29 protein-coding genes and 2 pseudogenes are annotated in these 25467 nt (G+C 68.1%); 11 read left to right on the forward strand and 20 right to left on the reverse strand.

Translation table 11 applies throughout. The features are described 5' to 3' along the window. The first annotated feature begins 72 nt into the window (after nucleotides 1–72). Nucleotides 73–807 (forward strand): GntR family transcriptional regulator, encoded by a 735-nt coding sequence (locus WKC72_RS32885; RefSeq protein WP_245973329.1) that lies wholly within the window; start codon nucleotides 73–75, stop codon nucleotides 805–807. A 101-nt stretch (nucleotides 808–908) separates the two neighbouring features. Here WKC72_RS32885 and WKC72_RS32890 read toward each other — a convergent pair whose 3' ends face one another. Then, nucleotides 909–2198, reverse strand: coding sequence for an adenylosuccinate synthase (locus tag WKC72_RS32890; protein WP_037243621.1), 1290 nt, complete (start codon nucleotides 2196–2198; stop codon nucleotides 909–911). Between the two features lie 218 nt (nucleotides 2199–2416). Here WKC72_RS32890 and WKC72_RS32895 point away from each other — a divergent pair, with 218 nt between their 5' ends. Continuing rightward, a complete protein-coding gene (locus WKC72_RS32895) occupies nucleotides 2417–3070 on the forward strand; it encodes a hypothetical protein (RefSeq protein WP_037243619.1) in 654 nt (217 codons plus the stop codon). Continuing rightward, entirely contained in the window at nucleotides 3067–3840 is a 774-nt protein-coding gene (locus WKC72_RS32900) for a site-2 protease family protein (RefSeq protein ID WP_037243617.1), read from the forward strand. Before WKC72_RS32895 ends, WKC72_RS32900 begins: the two co-directional genes overlap by 4 nt. Nucleotides 3841–3925: 85 nt before the next feature. Here WKC72_RS32900 and WKC72_RS32905 read toward each other — a convergent pair whose 3' ends face one another. The 6 genes from WKC72_RS32905 to WKC72_RS32930 form a co-directional block, all read right to left on the reverse strand. Then, the gene (locus WKC72_RS32905) at nucleotides 3926–4957 is read right to left on the reverse strand and encodes a DDE-type integrase/transposase/recombinase (protein ID WP_370180730.1); all 1032 of its coding nucleotides are present in this window, start codon (nucleotides 4955–4957) and stop codon (nucleotides 3926–3928) included. Further along, nucleotides 4873–5124, reverse strand: coding sequence for a hypothetical protein (locus tag WKC72_RS32910; RefSeq protein WP_370180731.1), 252 nt, complete (start codon nucleotides 5122–5124; stop codon nucleotides 4873–4875). Before WKC72_RS32910 ends, WKC72_RS32905 begins: the two co-directional genes overlap by 85 nt. A 125-nt stretch (nucleotides 5125–5249) precedes the next feature. Next, complete coding sequence (locus tag WKC72_RS32915) at nucleotides 5250–5747, reverse strand: helix-turn-helix domain-containing protein (protein ID WP_037243615.1); 498 nt, start codon at nucleotides 5745–5747, stop codon at nucleotides 5250–5252. Between the two features lie 41 nt (nucleotides 5748–5788). After that, nucleotides 5789–6061, reverse strand: coding sequence for a DUF6510 family protein (locus WKC72_RS32920; protein ID WP_370180862.1), 273 nt, complete (start codon nucleotides 6059–6061; stop codon nucleotides 5789–5791). A gap of 19 nt (nucleotides 6062–6080) precedes the next feature. Further along, nucleotides 6081–6848 carry a ferredoxin reductase gene (locus tag WKC72_RS32925; RefSeq protein ID WP_370180863.1) on the reverse strand — a complete coding sequence of 256 codons (768 nt, stop codon included), beginning with the start codon at nucleotides 6846–6848 and terminating at the stop codon, nucleotides 6081–6083. Continuing rightward, nucleotides 6838–7437: a sulfite oxidase-like oxidoreductase gene (locus tag WKC72_RS32930; RefSeq protein WP_112299577.1), complete on the reverse strand. Its 600-nt coding sequence runs from the start codon at nucleotides 7435–7437 to the stop codon at nucleotides 6838–6840. The genes WKC72_RS32925 and WKC72_RS32930 overlap by 11 nt, the downstream gene beginning before the upstream one ends. A gap of 106 nt (nucleotides 7438–7543) precedes the next feature. On the opposite strand from WKC72_RS32930, the gene WKC72_RS32935 reads away from it, so the two are divergent. Together WKC72_RS32935 and WKC72_RS32940 are read left to right on the forward strand one after the other, a co-directional pair. Beyond that, nucleotides 7544–8950, forward strand: coding sequence for an MFS transporter (locus WKC72_RS32935; protein WP_370180864.1), 1407 nt, complete (start codon nucleotides 7544–7546; stop codon nucleotides 8948–8950). A 30-nt stretch (nucleotides 8951–8980) separates the two neighbouring features. Next, on the forward strand, nucleotides 8981–10150 hold the full coding sequence (locus WKC72_RS32940; protein WP_370180865.1) for an acetyl-CoA C-acyltransferase: 1170 nt from the start codon (nucleotides 8981–8983) through the stop codon (nucleotides 10148–10150). A 17-nt stretch (nucleotides 10151–10167) separates the two neighbouring features. Here the strand turns inward: WKC72_RS32940 and WKC72_RS32945 are convergent. Then, a pseudogene (locus tag WKC72_RS32945) lies at nucleotides 10168–11123 on the reverse strand (helix-turn-helix transcriptional regulator). A 63-nt stretch (nucleotides 11124–11186) separates the two neighbouring features. Between WKC72_RS32945 and WKC72_RS32950 the strand changes: the two are divergent. Beyond that, a complete protein-coding gene (locus WKC72_RS32950; protein WP_128639516.1) occupies nucleotides 11187–11648 on the forward strand; it encodes a pyridoxamine 5'-phosphate oxidase family protein in 462 nt (153 codons plus the stop codon). Between the two features lie 3 nt (nucleotides 11649–11651). On the opposite strand, the gene WKC72_RS32955 is transcribed toward WKC72_RS32950, so the two are convergent. The 4 genes from WKC72_RS32955 to WKC72_RS32970 all read right to left on the reverse strand — a co-directional run bounded on the left by WKC72_RS32955 (nucleotide 11652) and on the right by WKC72_RS32970 (nucleotide 14673). Then, complete coding sequence (locus tag WKC72_RS32955; RefSeq protein WP_370180866.1) at nucleotides 11652–12056, reverse strand: hypothetical protein; 405 nt, start codon at nucleotides 12054–12056, stop codon at nucleotides 11652–11654. A 69-nt stretch (nucleotides 12057–12125) separates the two neighbouring features. Further along, nucleotides 12126–13052 carry a cation diffusion facilitator family transporter gene (locus WKC72_RS32960; RefSeq protein WP_112299574.1) on the reverse strand — a complete coding sequence of 309 codons (927 nt, stop codon included), beginning with the start codon at nucleotides 13050–13052 and terminating at the stop codon, nucleotides 12126–12128. A 72-nt stretch (nucleotides 13053–13124) separates the two neighbouring features. Next, on the reverse strand, nucleotides 13125–14192 hold the full coding sequence (locus tag WKC72_RS32965) for an aromatic acid exporter family protein (RefSeq protein WP_112299573.1): 1068 nt from the start codon (nucleotides 14190–14192) through the stop codon (nucleotides 13125–13127). A gap of 64 nt (nucleotides 14193–14256) precedes the next feature. Beyond that, a complete protein-coding gene (locus tag WKC72_RS32970) occupies nucleotides 14257–14673 on the reverse strand; it encodes a DUF3151 domain-containing protein (RefSeq protein WP_005260038.1) in 417 nt (138 codons plus the stop codon). A 138-nt stretch (nucleotides 14674–14811) separates the two neighbouring features. Between WKC72_RS32970 and WKC72_RS32975 the strand changes: the two genes are divergently transcribed. Next, nucleotides 14812–15897, forward strand: a complete 1086-nt coding sequence (locus tag WKC72_RS32975) for a transcriptional regulator (RefSeq protein ID WP_370180867.1) — start codon at nucleotides 14812–14814, stop codon at nucleotides 15895–15897. A 59-nt stretch (nucleotides 15898–15956) separates the two neighbouring features. On the opposite strand, the gene fbaA is transcribed toward WKC72_RS32975, so the two are convergent. Beyond that, nucleotides 15957–16991: a class II fructose-bisphosphate aldolase gene (fbaA, locus tag WKC72_RS32980; protein WP_037243588.1), complete on the reverse strand. Its 1035-nt coding sequence runs from the start codon at nucleotides 16989–16991 to the stop codon at nucleotides 15957–15959. A gap of 153 nt (nucleotides 16992–17144) precedes the next feature. Here fbaA and WKC72_RS32985 point away from each other — a divergent pair, with 153 nt between their 5' ends. Next, a complete protein-coding gene (locus WKC72_RS32985) occupies nucleotides 17145–17927 on the forward strand; it encodes a VTT domain-containing protein (RefSeq protein WP_052033777.1) in 783 nt (260 codons plus the stop codon). Between the two features lie 25 nt (nucleotides 17928–17952). After that, nucleotides 17953–18618, forward strand: coding sequence for a DedA family protein (locus WKC72_RS32990; protein ID WP_037243586.1), 666 nt, complete (start codon nucleotides 17953–17955; stop codon nucleotides 18616–18618). Here WKC72_RS32990 and WKC72_RS32995 read toward each other — a convergent pair. The 5 genes and pseudogenes from WKC72_RS32995 to WKC72_RS33015 form a co-directional block, all read right to left on the reverse strand. Next, a pseudogene (locus WKC72_RS32995) lies at nucleotides 18615–19135 on the reverse strand (GTP-binding protein); the annotation flags it as partial. The gene WKC72_RS32990 and the pseudogene WKC72_RS32995 sit on opposite strands and share 4 nt — an antisense overlap. 85 nt (nucleotides 19136–19220) lie before the next feature. After that, the gene (locus WKC72_RS33000) at nucleotides 19221–20576 is read right to left on the reverse strand and encodes an LLM class flavin-dependent oxidoreductase (RefSeq protein WP_037243584.1); all 1356 of its coding nucleotides are present in this window, start codon (nucleotides 20574–20576) and stop codon (nucleotides 19221–19223) included. Between the two features lie 61 nt (nucleotides 20577–20637). Continuing rightward, complete coding sequence (locus WKC72_RS33005; protein WP_037243582.1) at nucleotides 20638–21756, reverse strand: glycoside hydrolase family 76 protein; 1119 nt, start codon at nucleotides 21754–21756, stop codon at nucleotides 20638–20640. A gap of 34 nt (nucleotides 21757–21790) precedes the next feature. Continuing rightward, nucleotides 21791–22483 (reverse strand): TrmH family RNA methyltransferase, encoded by a 693-nt coding sequence (locus tag WKC72_RS33010; RefSeq protein WP_112299567.1) that lies wholly within the window; start codon nucleotides 22481–22483, stop codon nucleotides 21791–21793. 4 nt (nucleotides 22484–22487) lie between these two features. Beyond that, nucleotides 22488–23087 (reverse strand): hypothetical protein, encoded by a 600-nt coding sequence (locus WKC72_RS33015; protein WP_037243578.1) that lies wholly within the window; start codon nucleotides 23085–23087, stop codon nucleotides 22488–22490. A 114-nt stretch (nucleotides 23088–23201) separates the two neighbouring features. Between WKC72_RS33015 and WKC72_RS33020 the strand changes: the two genes are divergently transcribed. Then, entirely contained in the window at nucleotides 23202–23648 is a 447-nt protein-coding gene (locus WKC72_RS33020) for a hypothetical protein (RefSeq protein WP_037243576.1), read from the forward strand. On the opposite strand, the gene WKC72_RS33025 is transcribed toward WKC72_RS33020, so the two are convergent. Beyond that, nucleotides 23632–24360: a lysoplasmalogenase gene (locus tag WKC72_RS33025; RefSeq protein ID WP_370180868.1), complete on the reverse strand. Its 729-nt coding sequence runs from the start codon at nucleotides 24358–24360 to the stop codon at nucleotides 23632–23634. The genes WKC72_RS33020 and WKC72_RS33025 overlap by 17 nt on opposite strands. Nucleotides 24361–24462: 102 nt before the next feature. On the opposite strand from WKC72_RS33025, the gene WKC72_RS33030 reads away from it, so the two are divergent. Further along, nucleotides 24463–25104, forward strand: a complete 642-nt coding sequence (locus WKC72_RS33030) for a ScbR family autoregulator-binding transcription factor (RefSeq protein ID WP_037243572.1) — start codon at nucleotides 24463–24465, stop codon at nucleotides 25102–25104. A 4-nt stretch (nucleotides 25105–25108) separates the two neighbouring features. On the opposite strand, the gene WKC72_RS33035 is transcribed toward WKC72_RS33030, so the two are convergent. Then, a complete protein-coding gene (locus tag WKC72_RS33035; protein WP_370180869.1) occupies nucleotides 25109–25402 on the reverse strand; it encodes a hypothetical protein in 294 nt (97 codons plus the stop codon). Nucleotides 25403–25467: the final 65 nt, after the last annotated feature.

The raw sequence follows: 25467 nt of genomic DNA on the forward strand, positions 1-25467 counted from the left end.
AATCCCTCTGACCAGCACCATCGTGAAACGCGTCCAGTGGTCGACTTCAACTTGGTATGCCATGATCGGTTCATGACGGTGAACCTGAACGGCGAGATCGGGGTCGCGGAATCCACGACGCCGACTCTGGGCACGGGCGTGGCCGGCGGACTGTCGGACGTGCCGCTCCCGAAGCAGATCTATTCGGTGATTCGCGAGCGCATCATCTCGGGCGCCTACCCACCCGGCAGTCGCCTGCGGGAGCGCGAATTGTCGCAGGAGTTCGACGTCTCGAGGGTCCCGCTGCGCGAAGCGTTGCCGCAGTTGGAATGGGACGGATTCATTCAGATCCTGCCCCGGCGGGGCGCGGTCGTGACTCAGCTGTCACTACGTGACATCGAGGAACTGTTCGACGTGCGGTTGGCGTTGGAACCGTACGCGGCACGATGCGCGGCCGAGAACGTGGCTCGGGGTGCATCCATGGAGGAACTGCTGTCGACGATGGCGCGCACCGAGGAATTGATCGGAAACGACGAACCGCTCCTGATCCCGGCGGTCAACGCGCGGTTCCACATGGACGTCGTCGAACTGTCCGGCAACAAGCTACTCGTGTCGGTGATGAATTCGCTGATGGGCCGGGTCCACTGGTTGTTCCGGCTGACGTGGCACCACAATCCCGCCGTGTCGTGTGCAGCGCATCGGGAACTCGTCGAAGCGATCCGCAGCGGAAACGGGAGACTGGCGGAAGCCAGCGCGTTCGCTCACATAGAGCACGGGCGCAAGCCGACGTTGGAGCGCCTCGCGGCGTCCCTGCCGGCAACCCTGTAGGTCACAGCGCCACCTACCCGTCGCCCGATGTCGCATCGGTTCGATCTGACAGAACCGCGGTGACATCGGGCGACGGTAAGTGAAACGAAGAGGCGAGCGGACTACCGCACCACGTCGCGGCGGACGATGGTCTCGTCGCGGCCGGGGCCGACGCCGATGCAGGAGATGTACGCACCCGACAGTTCCTCGAGGCGCAGGACGTAGTTCTGCGCGTTCTTCGGGAGCTCCTCGAACGTCCGGGCGTGGGAGATGTCTTCCCACCAGCCGGGCATTTCCTCGTAGATCGGCTTCGCGTGATGAACGTCGGTCTGCGACATGGGCATCTCGTCGTACCGCACGCCGTCGACGTCGTAGCCGACGCAGATCGGGATGGTGTCGAGGCTGCTGAGCACGTCGAGCTTGGTGAGGAAGTAGTCGGTGATGCCGTTGACACGCGTTGCGTAGCGGGCGATCACGGCGTCGAACCAGCCGGTGCGACGGGCACGGCCGGTGGTGACACCCACCTCGCCGCCGGTCTTGGCGAGGTATTCGCCGTTCTGGTCGAAGAGTTCGGTCGGGAACGGACCCGAGCCGACGCGGGTGGTGTACGCCTTGAGGATGCCCAGCACCGTCGTGATCTTGGTGGGTCCGATGCCCGAACCGACCGCTGCGCCACCGGACGTCGGGTTGGACGACGTCACGTACGGGTAGGTGCCGTGGTCGACGTCGAGGAGCGTGCCCTGCGAACCCTCCAGCAGCACCGTCTCGCCGCGCTCGAGTGCCTCGTTGAGCTGCAGACGCGTGTCCGCGATGCGGTGCTTGAAACCGTCGGCCTGCTCGAGCACCTCGTCGACGACCTGCTGCGGGTCGAGGGCCTTGCGGTTGTAGATCTTGACGAGCACCTGGTTCTTGAACTCGAGTGCCGCCTCGACCTTCTGGGTGAGGATCTTCTCGTCCAGCACGTCCTGCACCCGGACGCCGACACGCGCGAGTTTGTCCTGGTAGCAGGGCCCGATGCCGCGGCCGGTGGTGCCGATCTTCTTGGCCCCGAGGAAGCGTTCGGTGACCTTGTCGATGGCAACGTGGTACGGCATGATCAGGTGCGCATCGGCCGAGAGCAGCAGGCGGCTGGTGTCCACGCCCCGCTCCTCGAGTCCGGCGAGTTCGGTGAGCAGCACTCCCGGGTCCACCACGACACCGTTGCCGATGACGTTCGTGACGCCCGGAGTGAGGATTCCGGACGGGATCAGATGCAGAGCGAACTTGTCGCCGTTGGGAAGAACCACTGTGTGTCCGGCGTTGTTACCGCCCTGGTAGCGCACCACCCACTGCAGGCGTCCGCCCAGTAGATCGGTAGCTTTGCCCTTGCCCTCGTCGCCCCACTGGGCGCCGATCAGGACGATTGCCGGCATGACGTTGTCTCCTACGGTCGACGTACAGTCGTATCCGACTGCGTGGTCCTGCCGTTCGTAGGCAGTGGCCGGGGGAACAGTCTAGCCGAGGGCACGGAGAACAGACCCCACAGTACGGCTGGGGAGGCCATGTCGGGCGTGCCACTAGGATGATCCGAAAGGGAAGCTGCGGAAATCGCGGCGGGACATCCGGGCGAGGAGTGGCGTTGACCCCCGTAGTGCTCATATGCGGCGACGTGCCGCTTCCCCTACCTCTGGGCTCCATTTCGACCTCCAGCGCACCTGCCGTCCCGGACAAGGACGACTTCGACGAGGTCTTCTCCAAACTTCAGGTGGTCGTGGATCCGCGGCTGATCGTGGTGGGCAGTGACGCCGCCTTCGCGGCCACCCTCACACGGTTGATGCGCACCGAACGCCTGCACATCGAGCTCGCGTACGTCGCGGAGCATCGTTCGGAGGCGACGGACGCCTACCACCTGTCCTCCGGCGCCCGCGGCGCCCGCACCGCGCTGAAGGGAACGGCCAAACCGGTCCCGCTCATCCGCGACGACGCGGGGATCGCGCTCGTCGGGTGCGCCACCGTCACGGGCCCGGACGGGGGCCCCCTCGTCGGCGAGGCCTACGTCGACGACACCCGGCTGTTCTCGGGGACGACGACGAGCATGAACGTCACCCCGACCCCCCGGATGCCCGGTCTGCGGGCGTCGGTCGAACCTCGCCGGCGCTGGCTGCCCCGCCGCTGGGTCGAGGGTCGCGCCGTGCAGCTCGGGTCGCCCGCCGCGGCGCTCGACCGCGACGGTGTGCCCAACCCGCGCGAGGTCAAGCGTTCGACGTTCTACCGCCACGACCAAGAGTGGTTGCTGGTCCGGTGAGCCTGCCCCGGGCGCGGACCACCGCGGTCCGTCCCAGTCCGGTGTTCCTCCTGGTCGTCGCCGTCGCAGTCGCCGGCGGTGTTCTCGCGTGGCGTGCCGAACCGGCGTCGGTGCTCGGCCACGTCGGGGTGTTCCTGCTGGTGGTCGCGGGATGGGTGGTGACGCTCTGCCTGCACGAGTTCGCGCACGCGTACACGGCATGGCGGCACGGCGACACCGACGTCGAGGTGCGCGGCTACCTCACGCTCAACCCGGTGAAGTACAGCCACCCGCTGCTGTCGATCGGTCTCCCGGTGCTGTTCATCGCGCTCGGCGGGATCGGCTTGCCCGGCGGCGCCGTGTACCTGCGCACCGGGCTGTTCTCGCCGAAGGTGCAGGCACGGGTGTCGCTCGCCGGACCCGCGGTGAATCTGGTGTCCGCGATCGTCCTCCTCGTGGTGATCCGCTGGTTCGGGCTGGGCGGCGACCACCTGGTGTTCTGGACGGGACTGAGCTTTCTCGCGTTCCTGCAGGTGATGGCCACCGTGCTCAATCTCCTGCCGGTTCCCGGGCTCGACGGCTATGCCGCGCTCGAGCCGTTCCTGTCGCCCCGCACCCGCAGGTCCGTCGACCAGTTCAAGCCGTACGGGCTGCTGATCCTCGTGGCGCTGCTGTTCGTACCGTCGATCAACGTGGTGTTCTTCGACGTCATCTACCGGCTGTTCGAACTGTCCGGTGTGCCGGAGATCTACGCCCAGTACGGCAACCGTCTGATGCGCTTCTGGCTTTGACCCGTGAGTACTTGTCAACCGCGGGCGGTTTGTGCTGTCTACGTAGATGTGAGACACGGGTGTCTACGTAGATGTGAGACAGATTTTAGGCGGGGCGGAGTTTGCCTTGGTAGCGCTTGGTGTGGTCGAGGTGTAGGTGGCCGATCACGTCGCCGTCGGTGGTGTAGGCGGTGACGTGGTCGTCGTCGCGCAGCAGGGTGACGGTCTGTCCGGCCATCTTTCGGCCGACGCTCAGGCGGGCGCGGGAGTCGACGCACACGGTGCCGGTGGAGGAGACGACGAGGGCGTGCACGGTGGCGTCGTGTTGGATCGGAAGGTGCTGTGGCCCACCGTGGATCGCCGCATTCCGCCAGGCCTGCAGCGGTGGCATCTTGACGGCGCTGTGCGGGCGTTCGGTGTTGTAGAACCGCTGGTAGGTCTCGCACAGTTGCTGCAGTTCGGTGGTGGTGGCCGCGGTGGTGGGCCGTGCGGCCAACCATTGCTTGAAGGTGCGGTGGTGGCGTTCGACCTTCCCGCAGGTCTGCGGGTGATACGGGGTGGAGTGGATCAGCCGGGCCCCGGCCTGCTCCACGACCCGGGTGAAGCCGGAGATGCCGCCCTTGGTGCGGCGGGAGGTGAACGCGCTGCCGTTGTCGGCGAGCACCAACGCCGGGATCCCGAAGCCGGTGAACGCGGCGGTGATCGCCGCGATCGCCCCGGCGGCGGTTTCGGCGTCCGCGACCCGGGTGGCGACCAGGGTGCGGGTGCAGTCGTCGAGGACCTCGAAGACGACGACCTTCTCGCCGGTGGCCAACCGGACCTGGGTGGCGTCGATCTGGTAGCAGTCGCGGGGGTTGCGGTAGCAGAACCGGCGGTACGACGATTTCGGGCGTTTCTTCGGTTCCGGGATCACCAGGTCGTAGCGGGAGAGGATCGTGTTGATCGTGGCCCGGGACGGGATGGTCCAGCCCTCGGCGGCCCAGTGGTGTTTGTCGGCGACGGCCTGCAGGTGGTAGGCGATGGTGTCGGCGCCGCGCTCGTGGTGGGGCAGGTTCAGGCGAAGCCGGACGATTTCGATCTCGACCGGTAGTGGGGTGGCGTGTGGGCAGGAGGTGGGCGGCGGGACCGGGTGGTCCACCGGCCCTCCTCCTCGATCCGTTTCTTGTGTCGGTAGGCGGTGGCGCGGGAGATCCCGTGGTCGGCGCACCAGCGGGCGAAGTTCCCGTCGAACATGTCGGCGCCGGTGGCGTGGGCGAGCACCAGCAGGGCGTGTAGCAGGTCCATGACGGCATCCGTTCCGGTCATGAACCAAGTTCACGACCAGTCAGGTGCCTCACACCTCGTCGACGGCAGCGTGTCTCACATCTGGGTAGACATCATCTGTCTCACATGTCCCCAGACTCAACAAACCGCGGGCGGTTGACAAGTACTCACGGGCGGGACGCATCCTCTTCGGTGAAGTTGGGGGTCAGCCGCAGTTCCGCCAACGGCACCTCCCGGTCGGGACTGCGGACCTCGACGCGCACGGGTTCGCCGGTCGCGTCGTCCGCCAGTCCGATCGGCGGCCCGTACTTGCCCTGGAGGTACTTGTCGCCCCACTGCATCAGCGCGAGCACAGCGGGCAGCAGGTCGCGCCCCTTCTCGGTGAGCACGTATTCGTAGCGGGTGCGCTGCCCGGGCTCCTTGTAGGGTTGCCGCTCGAACAGGCCCTCGGCGGTCAGTTCACGCAGCCGGGATGCCGCGACCGCCTCGGTGATGCCGACCCGTTTCGCGAAGTCATCGAATCGCGTGGTGCCGTAGTAGGCCTCGCGCAGGATCAGGACGGCCGAACGCGTGCCGATGACGTCCATCGCCTTGCCGATGGAGCAGTGTGTCGCCCGCCAGGTGTCGCGATCTGCGAGAAAGCCGTCCAACCGTGCCGCGTCCATGCACCTCAGCATAGCTGACTTGCAGACTCCATAGTCAGCGGTCACAGCCTCCAGGACAGATGCGAAAGCCCGCTGGCGTCGAGTTCGAGCCCGCGCGGAGTCGACACCAGCCGCAGCAGCACCTCCTGACATCCCGGGCACCGCACGACGACACCGGGCGCACGCGTGTAGACGTGCACGGCCGCCATCGGTCCGTCGAGACCGCAGAACCGGCACTGCCCGGTCGCCGAGGTGAGGTCGTGAACGAAGATCTCCGCGAACGGCCCGCCGAGAACGTTTCCGTCCTCGAAGTCGTTGCCCTGCAACGTACTCATCGACAATTCCTTCCTCCGGTCACGGCCCCGAGGGACCGAACCGCTCGGTCTTGATGTCGTCCGGCGAGTGCCCGAGCGAGAGCAGCAGGCGAGCCGCCTCCTCGACGAATCCGGTGGGCCCGCACACGAAGCAGCGCGGCGCGAAGTCCGCCGGCCATCCCCACGCCGCGAGATCGGCGGCACCGATCCGCCCCGCCGGGCGCCGCGGCGAGTCCTCGCGGGTGTGGAGAACGACCGTTTCGACTCCCCCGTCGCCGCTCCCGGGCCTGTTCAGCTCGTCCGCGAACAATTCGTCGGCCCGCGTCCGGAGGGAGTACACGAGCCGGAACGGCGTGCGGTCGTGCCGGAACCGCCGCTCGCGAATCATCGACATCAGCGGCACGACGCCCGACCCACCCGCGACGAGAAGCACCGGCGCGCCGCCACCCTCGCGCGGCGACCACACGAACCAGCCGCCGATCGGTCCGCGCACCTCGATCAGATCGCCCGCGGCGAAAAGATCGGTCAGATACGGAGACACCTCACCATCCGCCACCCGCTGGACGACCAACTGCAGTCGCCACCCACCCGGTGAACGTTCGGCCGGCGACGCCAGCGAGTAGCTCCGTTCGGTGGTGTACCCGTCGGGGCCGGTCAGGCGGAGATCGACGTGCTGCCCGGCGCGGTGCCCCGGCCAGTCCGGAACCTCGAGGACCAGGGCCCGCGCACTCGCCGTCTCGGGCCACGACTCGACGAGTTCCGCCACTCGCCAGCTGAGCACGGCGCGGCCCAACAGCTCACTGGTCACCCTGGTACCTCTGCTCCCGCCACGGGTCGCCGCGATCGTGGTAGCCGAGTTGTTCCCAGAATCCCGGGACGTCCTGGGTGACGAGCTGAATCGACCGAACCCATTTCGCGGACTTCCACAGGTAGAGATGGGGCACGAGCAGACGGGCCGGACCCCCGTGCACCGGCGCGAGCGGCGCGCCCTCGTAGGTGTGCGCGATCCACGCCTTGCCACCGAGGATGTCGGCGACGGGGAGGTTCGTGGTGTAACCGCCGTCGCATCCGACGAGGACGAATCCTGCGGACGTCTCGACGTCCGCGAACAGGGTGTCGAGGGAGACGCCCTTCCACGAGGTTCCGAACTTCGACCATCGCGTGACGCAGTGGAGGTCGACCGTCGGACGCTCCTGCGGGAGCTTCATGAATTCGGCCCACGACCACTCGTGGCGCCGGCCGGTCTCGTCGGTCACGGTCAGCGTCCACGTGTCGGTCGGAACGCGGGGCGTCGGTCCCGCCGAGAGGACCGGGAAGTCCCCGACCTCGTACTGCCCGGGCGGAAGAGAGTGCTCGCTGCGAGGCCTGCCGTGGAAGCCGGGGGTCAGAACAGCCATGCCTCACGTTAGGACCGCCACGGGATCTCTGCAGCGCAAACCGTCGATCCGAGGCGTCCGTCACACCTGACTTGCCATAGCCATAGTCAGGTGTACATTGCTGACTATGGCCCTCAATAGTCAGGTGCGTGAGAAAGTACGGCTCGGCCCACTCCTCAGCGTCCTCTCCGGCGCGTCGTTCGTCGCCAGCCTCGATCTGTTCGTCGTCAACGTCGCGTTCGGCGACATCGCGGCGAGCTACCCCGGCTACAGCCTCGGCGACCTCAGCTGGGTGCTGGGCGGCTACGCGATCGTGTTCGCCGCACTCCTGGTTCCGCTCGGACGCTGGGCCGACCGCGTCGGCCGCCGGCGCGGATTCCTTCTCGGGCTGGCGCTGTTCACGGCGGCCAGCGCGGCGTGCGCGCTGAGCCCCTCACTGTGGCTGCTCGTCGCCTTCCGACTTCTCCAGGCCGTCGGTGCGGCCGCATTGACCCCCGCCGGCCTGGGACTGCTGATCAGCACGGTCCCCGAGGCCAAGCGTGCGGGCGCGGTCCGGATCTGGGCCGCGTCGGGCGCCGCGGCCGCGGCCTTCGGACCCGTGGTGGGTGGTCTGCTCGTCGAGGCGTCGTGGCGCTGGGCCTTCCTGATCAACGTCCCCATCGGTATCGCCTTCCTGATCGCCACCGTCCGGTTGGTCCCCGACTTCCGTCCGACCGCCCGCGACACCGACCTCGACCTGTTCGGCGCTGTCCTGCTGACCGTCGGCATCGGCGCCCTCGCACTCGGGCTGGTCCAGGGGCCCGACTGGGGATGGGGGGACCCCCGAATCGCGATCGCGTTCACCGTGGCTGCCGCGTCCGTCGCACTGTTCTGGTGGAGCAACAGCCGGCAGCGCGAGCCCCTCATCGAACCCGCCATGCTGAAGGTGCGCACGTTCGCCTGGTCGAACGTGACCGCCCTCGCGTTCAGTGCTGCCTTCGCGGCCGGCCTGCTCGCGAACATCCTGTGGTTGCAGCAGGTGTGGGGGTACTCCGCGCTGCTGACGGGTCTCGCTATCGCGCCGGGCCCGTTGATGGTGCCGGTGTTCGCCATCGTCGGCCAGTTCCTGTCCCGCAGATTCTCGGCCGGAGCGCTCACCGCGGCGGGCAGCGCCCTCTGGGCGGCCGGCGCCGTACTCGTTCTCTCGTCCGTCGGGATGGAACCGCAGTACGCGTCGGAACTGCTGCCCGGCTGGATGATCGCCGGTGTCGGAGTCGGACTGGCGTTGCCGACGATTCTGTCGTCCGCCACCGCCGGACTACCGCAGTCGCGCGCGGCCACCGGTAGCGCCGTCGTCACCATGAGCCGTCAGATCGGAACCGTGCTGGGTGTGAGCATGCTGGTCGCCCTCCTCGGTACGACCGCCGGTTACGAAGACACCCACTCCGCATTCCAACTCGCCTGGTCGGCGGTGGCCGCGGTGGCCGTCGTCGCCGCACTCGCCGCCTCAGGGATGAACCCACCCCGTGAGTACTTATCAACCGCCCGCGGTTGACAAGTACTCACAGCACCGAAAGGAACCGTCATGAGAGACGCCGTTATCGTCGAGGCCGTCCGCACGCCGATCGGCAAGGGCAAGCCCTCGGGCGCCCTGCACGGAGTGCACCCGGTCGACCTCCTCGCCCACAGCCTGTCGGCCCTCGTCGAGCGCACGGGAATCGATCCCGCACTGATCGACGACGTCATCGGCGGCACCGTCACCCAGGTCGGTGACCAGAGCCAGAACATCACCCGCAGTGCACTTCTGGCCGCCGGATTTCCCGAATCCGTGCCCGGCACGACCGTCGACCGGCAGTGCGGCAGCAGCCAGCAGGCCGTTCACTTCGCCGCACAGGGCGTGATGTCCGGCGCCTACGACATCGTCGTCGCCGCCGGTGTCGAATCGATGGGCCGAGTTCCGATGGGATCCAGCAGCATCGGACGCGAATCGATGGGCGTGGGCTTCGAGCGCCGCTACCCAGACGGTCTGGTCCCGCAGGGCATCAGCGCCGAACTCATCGCCGCCCGGTGGGGACTGTCGCGCACCCAGCTGGACGAGTTCGCCCTGCGCAGCCACCAGAAGGCCGCGGCGGCAACGAGTGCCGGGAACTTCGCGAAGGAACTCGCCGTCCTGCCGGAGCTGACCGTCGACGAGGCCATCCGGCCGGACACGACACTGGAAACTCTCGCCGGCCTGCGACCCGCCTTCCGCAGCGACGTCTACGGGGAGAGATTCCCACAGATCGACTGGTCGATCACCGCGGGCAACAGCAGTCCCCTGTCGGACGGAAGTGCGGCGCTCATGATCACCACGAGTGAGATCGCGGGACGTCTGGGACTGCGGCCCCTGGCCCGGCTCCACAGCTTCTCCGTCGTCGGCGACGACCCGCTGATGATGCTCACCGCCGTCATTCCCGCGACACGCAAGGTACTGCAGCGCAGCGGGCTCGACATCTCCGACATCGACCTGTTCGAGGTCAACGAGGCTTTCGCGCCAGTGGTCCTGGCCTGGGCCGCAGACACGGGAGCCGACCTGGACCGCGTCAACGTGCACGGCGGTGCGATCGCGCTCGGGCATCCGCTGGGGGCCAGCGGCGCCCGGATCATGACCACGCTGGTGAACGCGATGGAGCAGCGCGGGGCCCGGTTCGGACTGCAGACCATGTGTGAGGCAGGCGGACTCGCCAATGCCACGGTGCTCGAACGACTCGGGTGACGCGGCGGTAGTCCGCCTCAGCCGTTCCGGCGGGCGATCGCGTCGCCCACCGCACGCAGCGATTCGCGCAGCGAGTGCGGCTGGAGCACTTCGACTCCCCCGCCGAGAACGGTCAACTGGTCGAGTGCCACGTCCTCGGCCTCGAGCAACAGGTCGACGGTTACCCAGCCCTCGTCGTCGGGCGGTCCGGGTTCGACGCGTGCGGCCTCCACACCGACCACCCGGGGCAGCCGGCGCCACGACGCGGGCGAGAGCCGCACCCGGCACCGGAATCGCAGGAGCGCACGATCGAATTCGGCCACCGACGCCGTCCACCACGCACCCAGATCGAAGTCGTCGGGCCGCACCGCCGGTTGATTCAGCACGGTCGCGCCGCTGATCCGCGACACCCGGTACGACAGCGTCCGTCCGCGGTGCTGCGCAACGAGATACCAGACACCGGCCTTCGCCACCAACCCCAGAGGGTCGAGAGTTCTTGCCGCGGAACGGCTCCCCTTGCGGTAGCGGATGCCGAGGCGCCGACCCTCGAGCACCGCCGACGCCACCACCGGGAGATCACCGGTGTCGCGCGGCCCGGCGAACCAGCCGGGGCGTCGACGTAGAGCCGGTCCCGCCACAGCTGAGCCCCGGCGCGCAGCGGGACCGGCAACGCCCCCAACAGCTTCGACTGCGCCGCAGCGGTGACGTCGCGAAGTCCGAGATCGTCGGCGATCGACGGGACGCCGAGCAACATCAACGCGGACGTCTCCGCCCCCGTCATGCCGCCGAGTTTCGACTGCCAGCCGTCGAGCAACCGGATTCCGCCGCCGGGTCCGCTCTCCGTCCACAACGGCACACCTGCAGCCGACAACGCCGTGACGTCGCGATACACGGTGCGGACCGAGACCCCGAGTTCGTCCGCGAGTTGCTGCGCGGTGGCCCCGCGGCTGCCTTCCAGACGAAGCATCACCTCGACGAGCCGACTCGAACGCATGCTCCGATTCTAGTGAGAATCCCTGACAGTAGATGTCAGGGATGGGAGAGCACACTGGTCCGCATGACCAATTGGACACAGTTCGAGACCGACGCACCCGACCTCGCCAAGGCTGTCGCCGCACGCTTCGAGGCGCACAAGCACCACGTGCTGGCGACGCTCCGCAAGGACGGTTCCCCGAGGGTGAGCGGCACCGAGGTCGAGTTCTACGAGGGCGCGTTACTGCTCGGTTCGATGGTCGGCGCCCGCAAAGTGCGCGACCTCCAACGTGATCCGCGATTCTCTCTCCACAGCAACCCCGGTCACCACACGATGGAGGGCGGCGACGCCAAGATCAGCGGCCGCGCAGAGGAGATCCTCGGGGAGCGGAAACTGCAGATCCTCGAGCACTACCCCGACGAGATCCCCGAGGCGGACGTCTTCGAACTCGGCCTCGACGAGGTAGTGCTCACCACCGTCGACGGCGACCATCTGTATGTCGATCTGTGGCGACCGGGTGCGGGCGTCACCCGGTTCACCAAGTGACGGTCACTGCGTGACGGCGAATCCGAAGCCGAGGGTGCACGCTGCCTGCGGTCCGGGCCCGTCGGGGTCGTAGGTTCCGCCGGGGATCAGGTGCCCGGTGAAGCCCGGCAGTTCTCGTTCGACACCTTCACCGTTCGTCAGCGGCCCGGACGTGCCGAGCGTCGGGGCCTGGCCGCCGATGTTGAGGTACGTCACCTGGGCGTCGGTCGTGGCATCTTTCGGCCCCTCGAACTCCCACTCGACCTGGTTGCCTTCCTTTTCGACATCGAGCGTCGCGGCGGGCTTACAGTTCGCCAGCGGGTCGGGCATGAACGGCGCGGCCGAGGCGGCGGCGGGTGCTGCGAAGAGGGCTGCCGCACCGAATGCGGCGACGGCGACGGGTCGTGCGAACGCTGCGAGAGTGGACATGATGTTCCCTTCCGTGAGTCGTCCCACGACGATTTCCCGCCGCGATACCGGACGAAACAGACAGGGCGCCTACCAGGTGACGTTCTCGGCGCAGTGGCGGCCGTTGGCGGTGGATTCCACCTGCACGGTGGCGTGCGAGAGCAGGTGGCTCTCGAGGACGATCCGCGCCGATTCGAGGACGACGGACGAGTCGGCGTCCGTGGTCAGGTGGACGGTGGCCACATCCATTCCCGTCGTCAGCGTCCACACGTGGAGGTCGTGCACACCAGTGACCCCGGGCAGCGCTTCGAGGTCGGCCTGCACCGATTCGACATCGACGTCCTCGGGAGAAGCCTGCGTGAGGATGCGCAGCGACGCGGCGGCCAGTTTCATCGCCCGCGGAATGACCCACAGCGAGATGAGGACACCGACGATGATGTCGGCGTAGGTCCAGTCGAACGCCAGCACGAGTCCGCCGGCGATGAGCACGCCGACACTGCCGACGGCGTCCGCGAGCACTTCGAGATATGCGCCGCGGACGGCCAGGCTGTCCTTGGAATCGGCGCGCAGCATCAGCATCACCACGAGGTTCGCGGCCAGTCCGACGGATGCGGTGAGGATCAGCGCCATGCCGGGAAGTTCGGGGGCGTCGCCGATGCGGGAGATCGCCTCGTAGAACACCCAGACCGCGACGGCAAGCAGCATCGCAGCGTTGGCCATGGCCGTGAGCACTTCGGCGCGGTGCCAGCCGAAGGTCCGGGCCGCAGTGGCACTGCCCTTGCGTGCCAGGAGAAGTGCGACGAGCCCCATCGACATTCCGACGACGTCGGTCAGCATGTGCCCGGCGTCGGCGAGCAGCGACAGCGAGTTGACGGTCAGACCGACGACGACCTCGAGAACCAGGAACGCGAGGAGGATGACGAGAGCAATCACCATGCGGCGGATCCGCCCCCGCGACGGACCTACCTCACCGCTGCCTTGCGTATTGCCGTGCGAGTGTCCGTGACCGACTCCCATGGGTAAGCCTCCTCCCGAGTTGTGCCGATCATATGCGTACATGCGCATATGTTCAACAGCGCGCTCGGGTGGTCAGAGCTCGGGACGATAGGCCGGCTTCTCCACGGTCGGCGGCAGGGTGGCGATCGCCGAGATGCGTTTCAGCCCCGCGACCTGCAGAAGGTCGACGGTCAGAGACCGGATCTGCGCGAAGACGACAGTGGCCGACAAGCCCGCGTTCTCCACCAGTTCCGGTTTCAATCCGGACGCCACCGAACGCAGCACCCGCGCCGCCTCGGCCTGATCGGGTTGCTGACCGGGGTCCGCGAGCGCCATCTGCCGGAGGGTTTCCAGGGCGTGGGCGAGTTTCTCCACCTGGTCGACGAGCCGTGGGTTGAGAATCTCGTCGTCACGCACCAGCGTGAGCGAACGCCGCGCAAGAACCCGGATGTTGCGCAACGCATTGTCGAGTGGGTCCGCGGCCGCGGTGAGTCGCTCGAGCCGGCCGCGGGTGTTCCAGTACAGCGGCGAGATTCGGCTGATCTCGCGGCCGCCCGCGAGGTGGGTCCGCAACGTGTCGATGGACGCCTGCGTTGCCCGCGCCTTCTTCAGAGCCTCCTCGATGGGCTTGTCGTCGTTGGCCACCAAACCGTCGGCCACCAGCTGCATCACCTCGGACGCCGTCCCGAGAACGTTCGCGGCGTACTTCCGCGCCCGCCCCACGGGATGTGTGGGAATCAGCGCGACGACGGCGATCCCCACCAGACCACCGGTCAGGGCGTCCACCATGCGGTCGATACCCGCGGTGCCGCCGGGAGGCAGCAACGTCGCCACGAGCACCGCGGAGTTCCCCGCCTGCATCGAGAAGATCGGCCCGCTGTTCAGCAACACCGCCGCGGACATCGCCAGCATCACGACCAGAGTGATCTGCCAGGTCCCGCTCCCGATGACGGAGACGATGAGGTCGCCGACCCCGATCCCGATCGTGACACCGGCGACCAACTCGACGGAACGGCGCAGGCGGGCGCCGAGAGACAGCCCCAGCGACACCACCGCGGCGATCGGCGCGAAGAACGGCGTCGGGTGACCGATCACCACCGTCGCCACCCACCAGGCGGCGCCGGCGGCGATCGCGCACTGCAGGATGGGCAGTGCCGACACCCGCAGTCGCTGGGCCGAAGTCCTCAGCCCGTCCCGGCCACGGACTTTCGCCGAGCTGAGGGCGTTAACCGACGCCAAGCGCTTCGGCAGCTCGGGGATCGCAGTCCTCGAGCAGATCGAGGCACCGCGCGTACTCGTCCGTTTCGCCGATCGCCTTCGCCGCCTTCGCCAGCACGGCTACGCACCGGAGGAAGCCACGGTTGGGTTCGTGGCTGTACGGAACCGGGCCGAAACCCTTCCAGCCGTTGCGACGCAACTGGTCCAGTCCACGGTGGTACCCGGTGCGCGCGTAGGCGTATGCCGCGATGGTCTCGTCGGCCTGGAGGGCCGCCTCGGCCAGGTAGGCCCATGCGATGGATGCGGTGGGATGGGCGGCTGCGACGGAAGCCGGATCCTCGTGGTTCAACAGGGCCGACTCGGCCTCGTCGTCCCCGGGGAGCAGCGTGGGCTGTGGTCCGAGAAGGTCACCGAAAGACGTCATGCGCCTATTGTGCCCCCGCCGCGGCGCCGTCACTGCGTCGGCCCGCGTCCGCGACGCGGGCCGTCGCGGTCTCCGATGACGCACGTTGTCGTTAGGCTGCCCCCAACGTTCATTTCTCTGCAGACCGAGGGGCAGCGCGTGCAGGACCCGAAGAAAGACGAATCGACTCAGAAACCGGCCACGGACGCACCGTCCGGCCCGGCAGCGGCAGGCACCACAGCAGGCAAAGGCACCGGCCGAGCCGACGCGACCGCGAAGCCCGCGAAAACCGCGCAGCCCGCGGCAGATGCCGAGCCCGCCGCGCCGAAGTCGCCCGAGCCGAAGCCCCCGCAGAAGAAGGCCCCGCAGAAGGCTGCAGAGACGAAGGCCGACGAGCCGCAGCCCGAACTGCCCAAGCCTCCCGCGCCACGCCCGCGAGCCGAGGCATCCGAGGCGGCCACCACCGCGATCCCGACGCAGAAGGGCGTGCCGGCCTCGGGCGACGCCGCGACGGTGAAGATGCACCGCACACCCACCACACAGAACCCGGCGGCGCAGGGGCAGGCGAAACCGCCGTCGGGCGACGAGACGGTCGCGATCCCGGTGACCAAGCCCGCGGTCCCGGCGACGCCGCCACCGCCCCGACCCGCCGCACAGGCGAACCAGCCTCAGAACGCGCGGCCCGTTCCCCCGCCGCCCGCTCCCCCGCGGCCGGCGCCCACACCGCCGAAGGCCGCACCGCAGCGGGTGCTGCCGCCCCAGCAGAGCGCACCGCAACGCGTCGCAGCGGCGCAGCAGCCTGCGAAGAAGCACGGCAAGGCGTGGCTGTTCGCCGCGATCGCCGCCTTCGTCATCGTCGTCGCCGCCATCGCGGTCGCCGGCGTGGTGGTCTACACCAACAACCGGGCCGAGAACTCACCCGAGGCGCAGGTGCAGGGAACGATCGACACGTTCGTCGCGGCGCTCACCCAGGGCGATCTCGCGACGCTGCGCACCAGCACCTGCGGCAGCCTCGCCGAGTACTACCAGGGCATCTCGGATCAGGATTTCGCCGAGGTCCACCAGGTCGCTGTGACACAGCAGAACATTCCGGTGGTCGGCGGCGTCGACGCCGTGCAGATCACCGGCGACACCGCCATCGCCCAGGTGAAAGCCCACACGGCCGCCAACCCCGGCGAGCAGTCGTGGCGCACGTTCAACCTCGAGAAGGTCGACGGCACCTGGAAGATCTGCGACCCCCGATAAACGACTGTGCGCCTTTCCGGTAGCGGCAGCTACCGGAAAGGCGCACGAGCGCGAAGCGCTTATCCCGAGACGGAACGTCCCGCGGACTTGAGGTCGTTGCAGGCCTCGATGACGCGGGCCGTCATGCCGGCCTCGGCCTTCTTCAGGTAGCTGCGCGGGTCGTAGACCTTCTTGTTGCCGACCTCGCCGTCGACCTTCAGGACGCCGTCGTAGTTGCTGAACATGTGGCCCACGATCGGGCGGGTGAAGGCGTACTGGGTGTCGGTGTCGACGTTCATCTTGACGACGCCGTAGTTCAGCGCAGCCTCGATCTCCGACTTCAGCGAACCCGATCCGCCGTGGAAGACGAAGTCGAACGGCTGCGAACTGTCGGACAGCCCCAGCTTCGCGGCGGCGACCTTCTGGCCCGTCTCGAGCACCTCGGGACGCAGCTTCACGTTGCCCGGCTTGTAGACGCCGTGCACGTTGCCGAACGTGGCGGCCAGCAGGTACTTGCCGTTCTCGCCGGTGCCGAGCGCGTCAACGGTCTTCTCGAAGTCCTCGGGCGAGGTGTAGAGCTTGTCGTTGATCTCGGCTTCCACGCCGTCCTCTTCACCACCGACGACGCCGATCTCGACCTCGAGGATGATGTTGGCGGCCTTCGCCTTCGCGAGGAGCTCCTTGGCGATCTCCAGGTTCTCGTCGATCGGGACAGCCGACCCGTCCCACATGTGGGACTGGAACAGCGGGTTGCGGCCGGCCTCGACGCGCTGCCTCGAGATCTCGAGCAGCGGCCGGACGAACGTGTCGAGCTTGTCCTTCGGGCAGTGGTCGGTGTGCAGGGCGATCGTGACGTCGTACTTCGCGGCGATCACGTGCGCGAACTCGGCGAGTGCGACCGCGCCGGTCACCATGTCCTTGACGCCCAGGCCCGAACCGAACTCGGCGCCACCGGTCGAGAACTGGATGATGCCGTCACTGCCGGCGTCCGCGAAGCCCTTGATGGCGGCGTTGATGGTTTCGGAAGAAGTGCAGTTGATGGCGGGGAAGGCAAAGGAGTGCTCCTTGGCCCGACCAAGCATCTCGGCGTAGACCTCGGGAGTCGCGATTGGCACGGCGGCAGTCCTCCATAAAGAGTCGATTTCGGCGCGCGCGATCAGCGCAGCGCGCGATGTGGTCCTAGCAGTATGGCAATACCGGTAGCGTACGTCTCCCGGTGGCTGTCGTGGCACCTCGATTCGACCCGTCCCCGCCCCGGCGGAAACACCATGACCTGCAGTATTCCGACAGTCGGGGAATACGCCGGTACGCTGAGGGCCGTGATTGTGCAGGCAGCATCGGATTCCGTGACCAACCTCGCGTTGTTGCCGGGATTCCTCGACCCCGTGAACCTCCTCAACTCCTTCGGCACCTGGGTGCTCGTCGGACTTCTCCTGGTCGTCTTCATCGAGTCCGGTTTGCTGTTCCCCCTGCTCCCCGGCGACTCGCTCCTCTTCACGGCGGGACTCATCGCAGCGTCGAAGTCGACGGAGATCGAACCGTTCGCTCCCCTCTGGGTGCTCCTGGTTCTGATCCCGATCGCCGCGATCCTCGGCGACCAGGTCGGCTACTTCATCGGCATCAAGGGCGGGACCGCCCTGTTCAAATCCGACGACGCGCGCTTCTTCAAGAAGAAGTACATCGACGAGTCGCACGCCTTCTTCGAGAAGCACGGCCCGATCACCATCATCCTGGCCCGGTTCGTCCCGATCGTGCGCACGTTCGCGCCGGTCGTCGCGGGTGCGTCGCGGATGAAGTACTCGCTGTTCCTCACGTACAACATCGTGGGCGGCATCCTGTGGGGCGCCGGCGTCACACTGCTCGGCTACCTGCTCGGTCAGATCGAGTTCATCCGCGACAACGTCGACGTCATCTTCCTGCTGATCGTCTTCGTCTCCGTCCTGCCGATCATCGTCGAGGTGGGCAAGCGCATCCTGAAGTCCCGCCAGAACGACGGCGCCCCGGCCGAGGACGCGCAGCCCGTCACCACCCCCACCGATCCCACCTCCTGAAACCGATCGGGGTAGCGCACTGACGATGGTCACCACGGCAGCAGGCAGCTTCGGGCCTCTCGTCTCGGCCGGTCCAGCGCTGGTCTGGGTCGTCGTTCTCACGTTCGTGTTCATCGAGTGCGCCGTGATTCTGGGCCTGTTCCTGCCCGGCGACTCGATGCTGATCACCGCGGGGATCGTGCTGGCCAATCACGCCTCCGGCACGGGGCACGTGTGGGCGCTGTCGGTCGGTGCGATGATCGCCGCCATCTGCGGAAATCAGGTGGGATACGTCATCGGTCACCGCACCGGCAACCGCATCCACGCCCGCAAGGGCGGGAAGTATCTCAACTACACCAATCTCCACAAGGTTAATGTCCTGCTGGAGAAGCACGGATTCTGGGCAGTCCTCGTCGCCCGCTGGATTCCGTGGATTCGCACGCTGTGCCCGCTGGTCGCCGGTGCGGCCAAGATGAACCACACCAAGTACACGATCGCCAGCAGCATCGGCGCCGTGTTCTGGGCGCCGGTGCTGCTGCTCATCGGCTTCTACTTCGGCTCGTTCCTCGACCGGGTGTCGTGGCTGATGCCGGCGGTGCTCGTCGGGATGGTCACGCTGCTGGTGATCGGCACGGCCCTCGGGGTGTGGCACTACCGGCAGGAGATGGCGCGGCCGCCTGAAGACGTGGCCGTCGAGGAAGTCCTCGACTAGTGCCGATGCACCACATCCCACGCGGGCAGCGGGTCGTCGAGGCGAACCCACACATCCGGTCCTGACGCCCGCTCGTCGTCGGTGAGCAGCGCCGGGTCGAGGATGCGCCGCGGACCGTCGAGGTCGAGGCGGACCCCGATGAACACGATCTCCTGCCCAGGTGTCTCGTCGGCGGACGCCCACAGCTGGGCCGGCTCGATCACCAGGTTCGGACCGGCCTGCGACCACACGGCGGCGAGGTCGGGGCGGCTCGCGATCCAGCAGAAACCCTTGCTCCGGAGCAGGCCGGTGAACCGTCCCAGCGCCCGCTCGAGCCGGGCCGGGTGGAACGGACGCGACGCCCGGTAGGTGACGCTGCGGATGCCGTACTCTTCGGTCTCCGGGGTGTGGCCCCCGGCCAGTTCCTCGGCCCAGCCGGGCAACGCGGCCGCGGCCTCCGGGTTGTACAGCCCGTCCCGAGAACCTCGCCGGGATCCACGATGCCGCGCGTGGTCCGCAGGAGTGTCGCGGTGGGGTGGAAGCCGTGGGCTCCCGATGTCACATCCGTCCACTCGAACCGAACGGATGCGACATCGGGCGCGAGCAGAAGCCGGCGCGCGCGTCTACAGGGCGACGGCGCCGGACGTGTCCGCGTACTGGCTCTCGGGGCGGGGCAAACCGAAGTGGTCGCGCAGGGTGGTGCCCGAGTACTCGGTGCGGAACAGTCCGCGCTCCTGCAGGATCGGGACCACCTTCTCCGCGAACACCTCGAGACCGCCCGGGTAGTACGGCGGCATGACGTTGAACCCGTCCGCCGCGCCCTGCGTGAACCATTCCTCGATGGTGTCTGCCACCTGCACCGGCGTCCCGACGACCACCCGGTGCCCGCGCGCACCGGCGAGACGGTGCAGCAATCCGCGCAGGGTCGGGTTCTCCCGCTCGACGATCCCGGCGATCACCTGCAGGCGACTCTGCTGGTTGTCCGTGACGTCGCCGGCGTCCCCGAACAGTCCGGCGGGCACGGGGGCGTCGAGTTCGAGGTGCCGCACGCTCGAGCCCGTGAGGCTCTCGAGCTGGGCGAGCCCGTACTCGGGCGACGTGAGTTCGTTGAACTCCCGTTCCAGGTCGCGGGCCTCGGCCTCGGTGTCGCCGAGGAACGGGCTGATGCCGGGAAGAATCTTCACGTGCTCCGCGTTGCGACCGTACTGCGTCGCGCGCTTCTTGACGTCCGCGTAGAACGCCTGCCCGTCGGACAGCCGCTGGTGCGCGGTGAAGATGGCCTCGGCGTACTGGCCCGCGAACGCGCGACCCTCGTTGGACGCACCCGCCTGCACCAGCACCGGGTGTCCCTGCGGGGAGCGTGGCGCATTGAACGGTCCCCGCACCCGCAGGTGGCGCCCCACGTAGTTGATCTCGTGGATCTTCGACGGGTCCGCATAGATGCCCGCGGCCTTGTCGATCAGGATGGCGTCGTCTTCCCAGCTGTCCCACAGCTTGACGGTCGCGTCGACGAACTCCCGCGCCCGCGCGTAGCGGTCGGCGTGGTCGGGGTGGCCGGCCAGTCCGAAGTTGGCGGCCGCCAGGTCGGTTCCGGTGGTCACAATGTTCCAGCCGGCCCGGCCGTGGGAGATGTGGTCGAGGGACGCGAACAGCCGCGCCAGATTGTAGGGCTCGAAGTATGTCGTGGACGCGGTCGCGATCAGGCCGATCCGTTCGGTGGCGGTCGCGATGGCGGTCAGCAGCGTGATGGGTTCGAGTGCTCCCGCTGCGCCGTGCTCGACGTCGCTGCGCAGGGCCGGGCCGTCGGCGAAGAAGATCGCGTCCAGCTTCGCCGCCTCCGCGGTCCGCGCGATGTCCTGGAAGTAGGAGACGTCGTACAGCCGCTCGGGCGTCGTGAGCGGGTGGCGCCACGCCGACTCGTGGTGCCCGGCCGGGTAGATGAACGCGTTGAGACTCAGCTGCCGCTGTTGATCTGACATAACGATCTGTCTAGCAGCGCCGAATCGGGGGCGACACGGTTAAGTTTCGCGTGATTCGAACCTATCGTCGCGGATATCCCGCCGCGGAGACCAGGTGCGCGGCCTCCATCAGCATCCAGCCGCCGAGCTGGACGGACATGTCGCGTTCCGGTATCCCGGACGACCGCACGGTGCCCCCGGTGAACGTGGCGATTCCCCCGCCCAGCCCCGGTAGCTGCGCCTGCGTGGTCCAATCGTGGCCGAACAGCGGCTGCCCCTCGATCTGCAGCCGGTTCTCCCAGGCCGATTCCGCGGAGGTCAGCACGAGCTGGGCGGCGATCTCCCGTGCCCGGATGTCGGCGGGCGATTCCCACGGCAGCATCACCGCGGTCAGCGCCAGATACCGCGCGAGGATCCCGTTGAACAGGCCCCCGTCTCCCCCACCGCCGCCGTCGATGACGCCGTGGGGTGCGAGATGCTCGTCGATGGCGTCGACCAGCCGATGGGTCCGGTTGCGGTGCCGCGGCGAACCGAGGCGCACGGCGAGTTCGGTTTCGAGGCCGAGCACGACGCCCTGACAATACGAGTAGACGTTCCTTTCGATTTCGCCGCCCGGGTGGATGCCGTCGACGATCAGGTTGGTGTGCACGTCCCGCAGCGTGTCGTCGATCCAGTCGGCCGTGGCCTGGGCGCGCCACAGCTTTCCGGTGCGGGCCAGCATGATCCCGGCGGGTCCGTTGGCCGGTGCGTTGTAGAAGTTCGAGCCCTTCCGCCACGGGATGCCGCCCCCGGCCTCGGGCGCCCAGGCGTCGAACAACTGGGATTCGAGCGCCTGCACCGCACTTCTGTTGTCTATGAAGTGCATTCGCTGGGCACGCTCGAGGGCGATCCCCAGCCAGGCCATGTCGTCGTAATAGTTGTTGGTCCAGCCCGACAGGTTCCGCAGACGGTGGCTGCGCGCCAGTTTCACGATGCGACGGCGACGCCGCGGCGTGGGGTCCCGTTCGAGCGCGTCCACGGCGCAGTCGAGCAGGTGGGCCTGCCACCAGTAGTGCCAGCTGAGGAACAGCCGCTCGCGTCGCACCGCCGGCCAGGCGACGACGCCCAGGGTGGTGCCCGGGAGCGCCCACAGCCTGCGAAGGTGCCTGCTCACCACCGCTTCTTCAGCGGCGTCCGCGCGCGCCGACCACGAGTCCTGCATAAGAGTTGATCTTGCCTATTCCCCGGGGGTTCCGCTACCAGGCACGGCCGAGGTCGGCGTGCTGACGAACCCACGCATGCATGGCGATTCCCGCGGCGACGCCCGCGTTGATGCTGCGGGTGGAACCGAACTGGGCGATCGACACCGTCATCGCCGCAACCTCTTTCGCCTGGTCCGTGACTCCCGGCCCCTCCTGACCGAACAGGAGCACGCAGTCGCGGGGCAGACTGGCCGTCTCGAGCGGGACGGATCCGGGCGTGTTGTCGACGGCCACGATGGTGAGATCCCGCTCACGTGCGAACTCGACGAGGCCGTCGACGTCCGAGTGGTGGAGGACGTGCTGGTACCGATCGGTGACCATGGCCCCGCGCCGGTTCCAGCGCCGCCGTCCCACGATGTGGACTGCGGCGGCGGCGAATGCGTTGGCGGTGCGCACCACGGTTCCGATGTTGGCGTCGTGGCCGAAGTTCTCGATGGCCACGTGGAGCGGGTGGCGACGACTGTCGATGTCCGCGACGATCGCCTCCCGCGTCCAGTACCGGTAGGCGTCGACCACGTTGCGGCGATCGCCGCCGGCCAGCAGTTCGGGGTCGTAACGCGGGTCGGCAGGGACCGGGGTGTCGTGCTCCTCGGTCCACGGGCCGACGCCGTTCGGGTTGTCCCCCCATTCGGTGGGACCCGCCTCGGCGACTTCGACCTCCACCGGGCCGGTCTCGACTCCGCTCACGACGTCAGAACGTCTTGTTCGAATCGGGAGCGACGGTGAAACCGTGCGACGTCTCGTCGTTGGTGCACGTGACGGCCGTGGCCGTGGTGCTGCACGTGTAACCGAGCTTCGCCAGCTTCGCCCCGGCGGGCAGGGCCGCGTCCGGTTCGTCGCCGCCCGACGTGTAGACGAGGCCACCGGCGCACATGAACGACGCCTCGCCGTCGTTCTCGACGCGGATGCCGTGACCCCAGTCGACCATGCAGTCGGCCGGGCGCGGCGGCACCGGGCTCGTCGACCCCTGGCATCCGGCCTCGGTGCGGTTCGGCAGCTTGATGATGCCGCACTGGAACCCACCGTCCGGGGACGTGAAGAAGTACGACTCGTTGTGCTCGTAGGGGACGTCGACGAGCGTCGTGGTCGGCGCTTCCGTCGTCGTGGCCGGCGGCGCAATCGTCGTGGTGGTGGTCGTCGGCGGAACCGTGGTCGTGGTGGTGGTCACAGGAGCCGCGGTCGTCGTCGTGGACGGCGGCGGAGCCACCGCGTCCGAGGACCCACCACACCCTGCGAGCATCATGGCCGAGCCAATGCTCAGACACACCAACGACACCCGACGCCACGCCATACGGCCACCTCCACACACGCTTACCTGCTGCCGACACTGCACTCTAACGGCAGTGCGGCGGCAGGGCCGCCTCGGAGAGGCCGGGACGGGCTAACCTGGAGGTGGAGGCTATCGATGAATCATCAGCGCATCGTGCGGACGGTCTGCTTCGTCACGGTCGGCTACGTCATCGTCCTCGCCGTCTGGCTGGGATGGTTGATCGAACACACCCCGCCGGCCACCATCCCGTACCAGATCATGGGATTGGTCGCCGCCTTCGGTTCGGCGCTGGGATTCGGGATGATGGCGGCCGAACGGCCCAGCCGCGCCGACCGCCAACTCGAACGGCACGGACTCGAGGGCTGGGCCCGCATCGAGCACGTCACTCCGCTTCGCCGCACCCCCGACAACGGCGAACTCACCGAACTGGACCTCCGGCTGACCGTGCCCGGTTCCGAGAGTTACGCCGGACGTGTCGTCTACGAGGTGCGGCGGGAGAACGCGACCCGCTTCGTGCCCGGCGAGACGATCACCGTCCTCGTGGACCCGCAGGACCGGGACCACATCATGCTCTGCCCGTGACCCGGCGACGCCCGAGCGCGAGCATCCCCTCGACGAGCAGCAACTGGCCTGCCGCGTAGCTGGCGAGGATCACGCCTTCGGCGCCGGCCCGCCCCCGTTCGCCCCGGATGAACAAGCGCCGCAACACGATCAGTCCGTCGGACGCGGTGAACAGCATCCCGCCCGCGCCGAGCCAGCTGCGCCGGTCGGTTCCCGGCACAGCCACATTCGCGACGACGTCCGCACCGGGCGCGAGGGACGGATCGGCCGACAGGGTCGACGTGGTGCCGAGCAGCGACCCGTACGCGGTCAACGGTGTGGCGACCTCCTTCGCCCGGCTGCGGAGCAGTGCCGCCGCGCCTGCCCAGCCGGCGAGCCGGGGAAGCAATGCGGGCGCGGTGGGCCGGGCGCCCCGGCGCAGCAACAGCGCGGAATAGCCGACCTGCATGACGGCGAACGAGGACGCGCCACGCACGAGGCGGGCGTCGTCGTCGGGATCGATCATGAAGACGTCGCCCACGGTCGCGGCCGTGAGACCGGCGAGGAGTAGTGCGACATCGGCGGGGTCCGTGTCCGTGCGCCGCCGCAGCACTCGGGCGGCGAGCGCGGGCGCGATCAGTGGTTTCGCGACCTGCTGCAACCGGTTACGCCCGGTGACGGCCCCGACGACGGTGGCCAGCGTCGCACCGGCGAACACCGCGTGCTCGACACCCCAATTGTTCTTCGACTTCACGCCTTCCTCCCACACTTGCGGACGTGCCGAGGTTACCGGCCCGAAGAGTGGTTGACTTGAGAGTGGACGCGACGGAGAATCCGCGATTGTGAGGCACAGGTGATGGCAAAGCAGGCGCGCGCGGCAGCCACCCGCCATCAGGTACTCGAGGGTGCGGCACTGAGCTTCGAGAAGCTCGGGTACGGCGGCGCGAGCCTGAGCGGGATCCTCTCCTATGCCGACGTGACGAAGGGCGCCTTGTACTTTCATTTCGAGTCCAAGGAAGCGCTCGCCTGGGCGGTGATCAAGGAACAGCACGCCATGGCGATGCTGGCGGCGCAGCGCGTGCTCGCGACGGCACAGTCACCGATGGAGGCGATCCTGTTGTGCGCCAAGGAGATGGCGCGCCAGCTGCTGACCGAGCCGATCGTGCGAGCGGGTGTGCGACTCACGCTGGAACTCGGTACGTCCCGCGGCCCGGCCACCGATCCCTACATCGACTGGACCGACACCCTCGTCGCGCTCGCGGGCAAGGCCCGGGAGGCGGGTGAACTGCGCGCGACCGTCGACCCCGTCGCACTCGCCCGGTTCCTGGTCAGTTCGTTCACGGGCATGCAATTGGTGTCCGAGGCACTGACCGGACGTTCCGACCTGTACGAGCGGCTGGCCGACATGTGGGCCCTGCTCCTGCCCTCGATCGCGTCGCCGGACATGTTGCCCCGGCTGCTCGAACTCGCGGCACTGCGCGACGACGTCGCCTCCTAGAGGCTCAGACCCCGGCGGGGGTGGGCTCGGGAGCGTCCGGTGCCGGATGCGGCAGATCGAGCGGGTGCGACTGCGTCGGCGTCGTCTGGACGACGGCGATCCGCGCGCCGTCCGGGATGGCATCGACCGAGCAGATCGTTCCGAAGATGCCGAGCCCGCCGAACAACGCGAGCAGGCCGTAGGCCAGGAACGTCGATGTGCGTTCGACGGCGCATCGTGGTTCGCGTTCCGGTGCCACCGTGGGGCGCCGTGCGTACGCGGCGCGTCGCTCTCGGGGAATTCGGGTCAGTTCAGCCATGTGGCCCTTCCTCGCATGGTCGTCGGTGCGGGTGGTGTCGGGTCGACGCTTTCGAGTCTGCCGCG

Origin of the sequence: Rhodococcus wratislaviensis (genome assembly GCF_041228765.1) — a bacterium.
Lineage (GTDB): Bacteria > Actinomycetota > Actinomycetes > Mycobacteriales > Mycobacteriaceae > Rhodococcus_F > Rhodococcus_F wratislaviensis.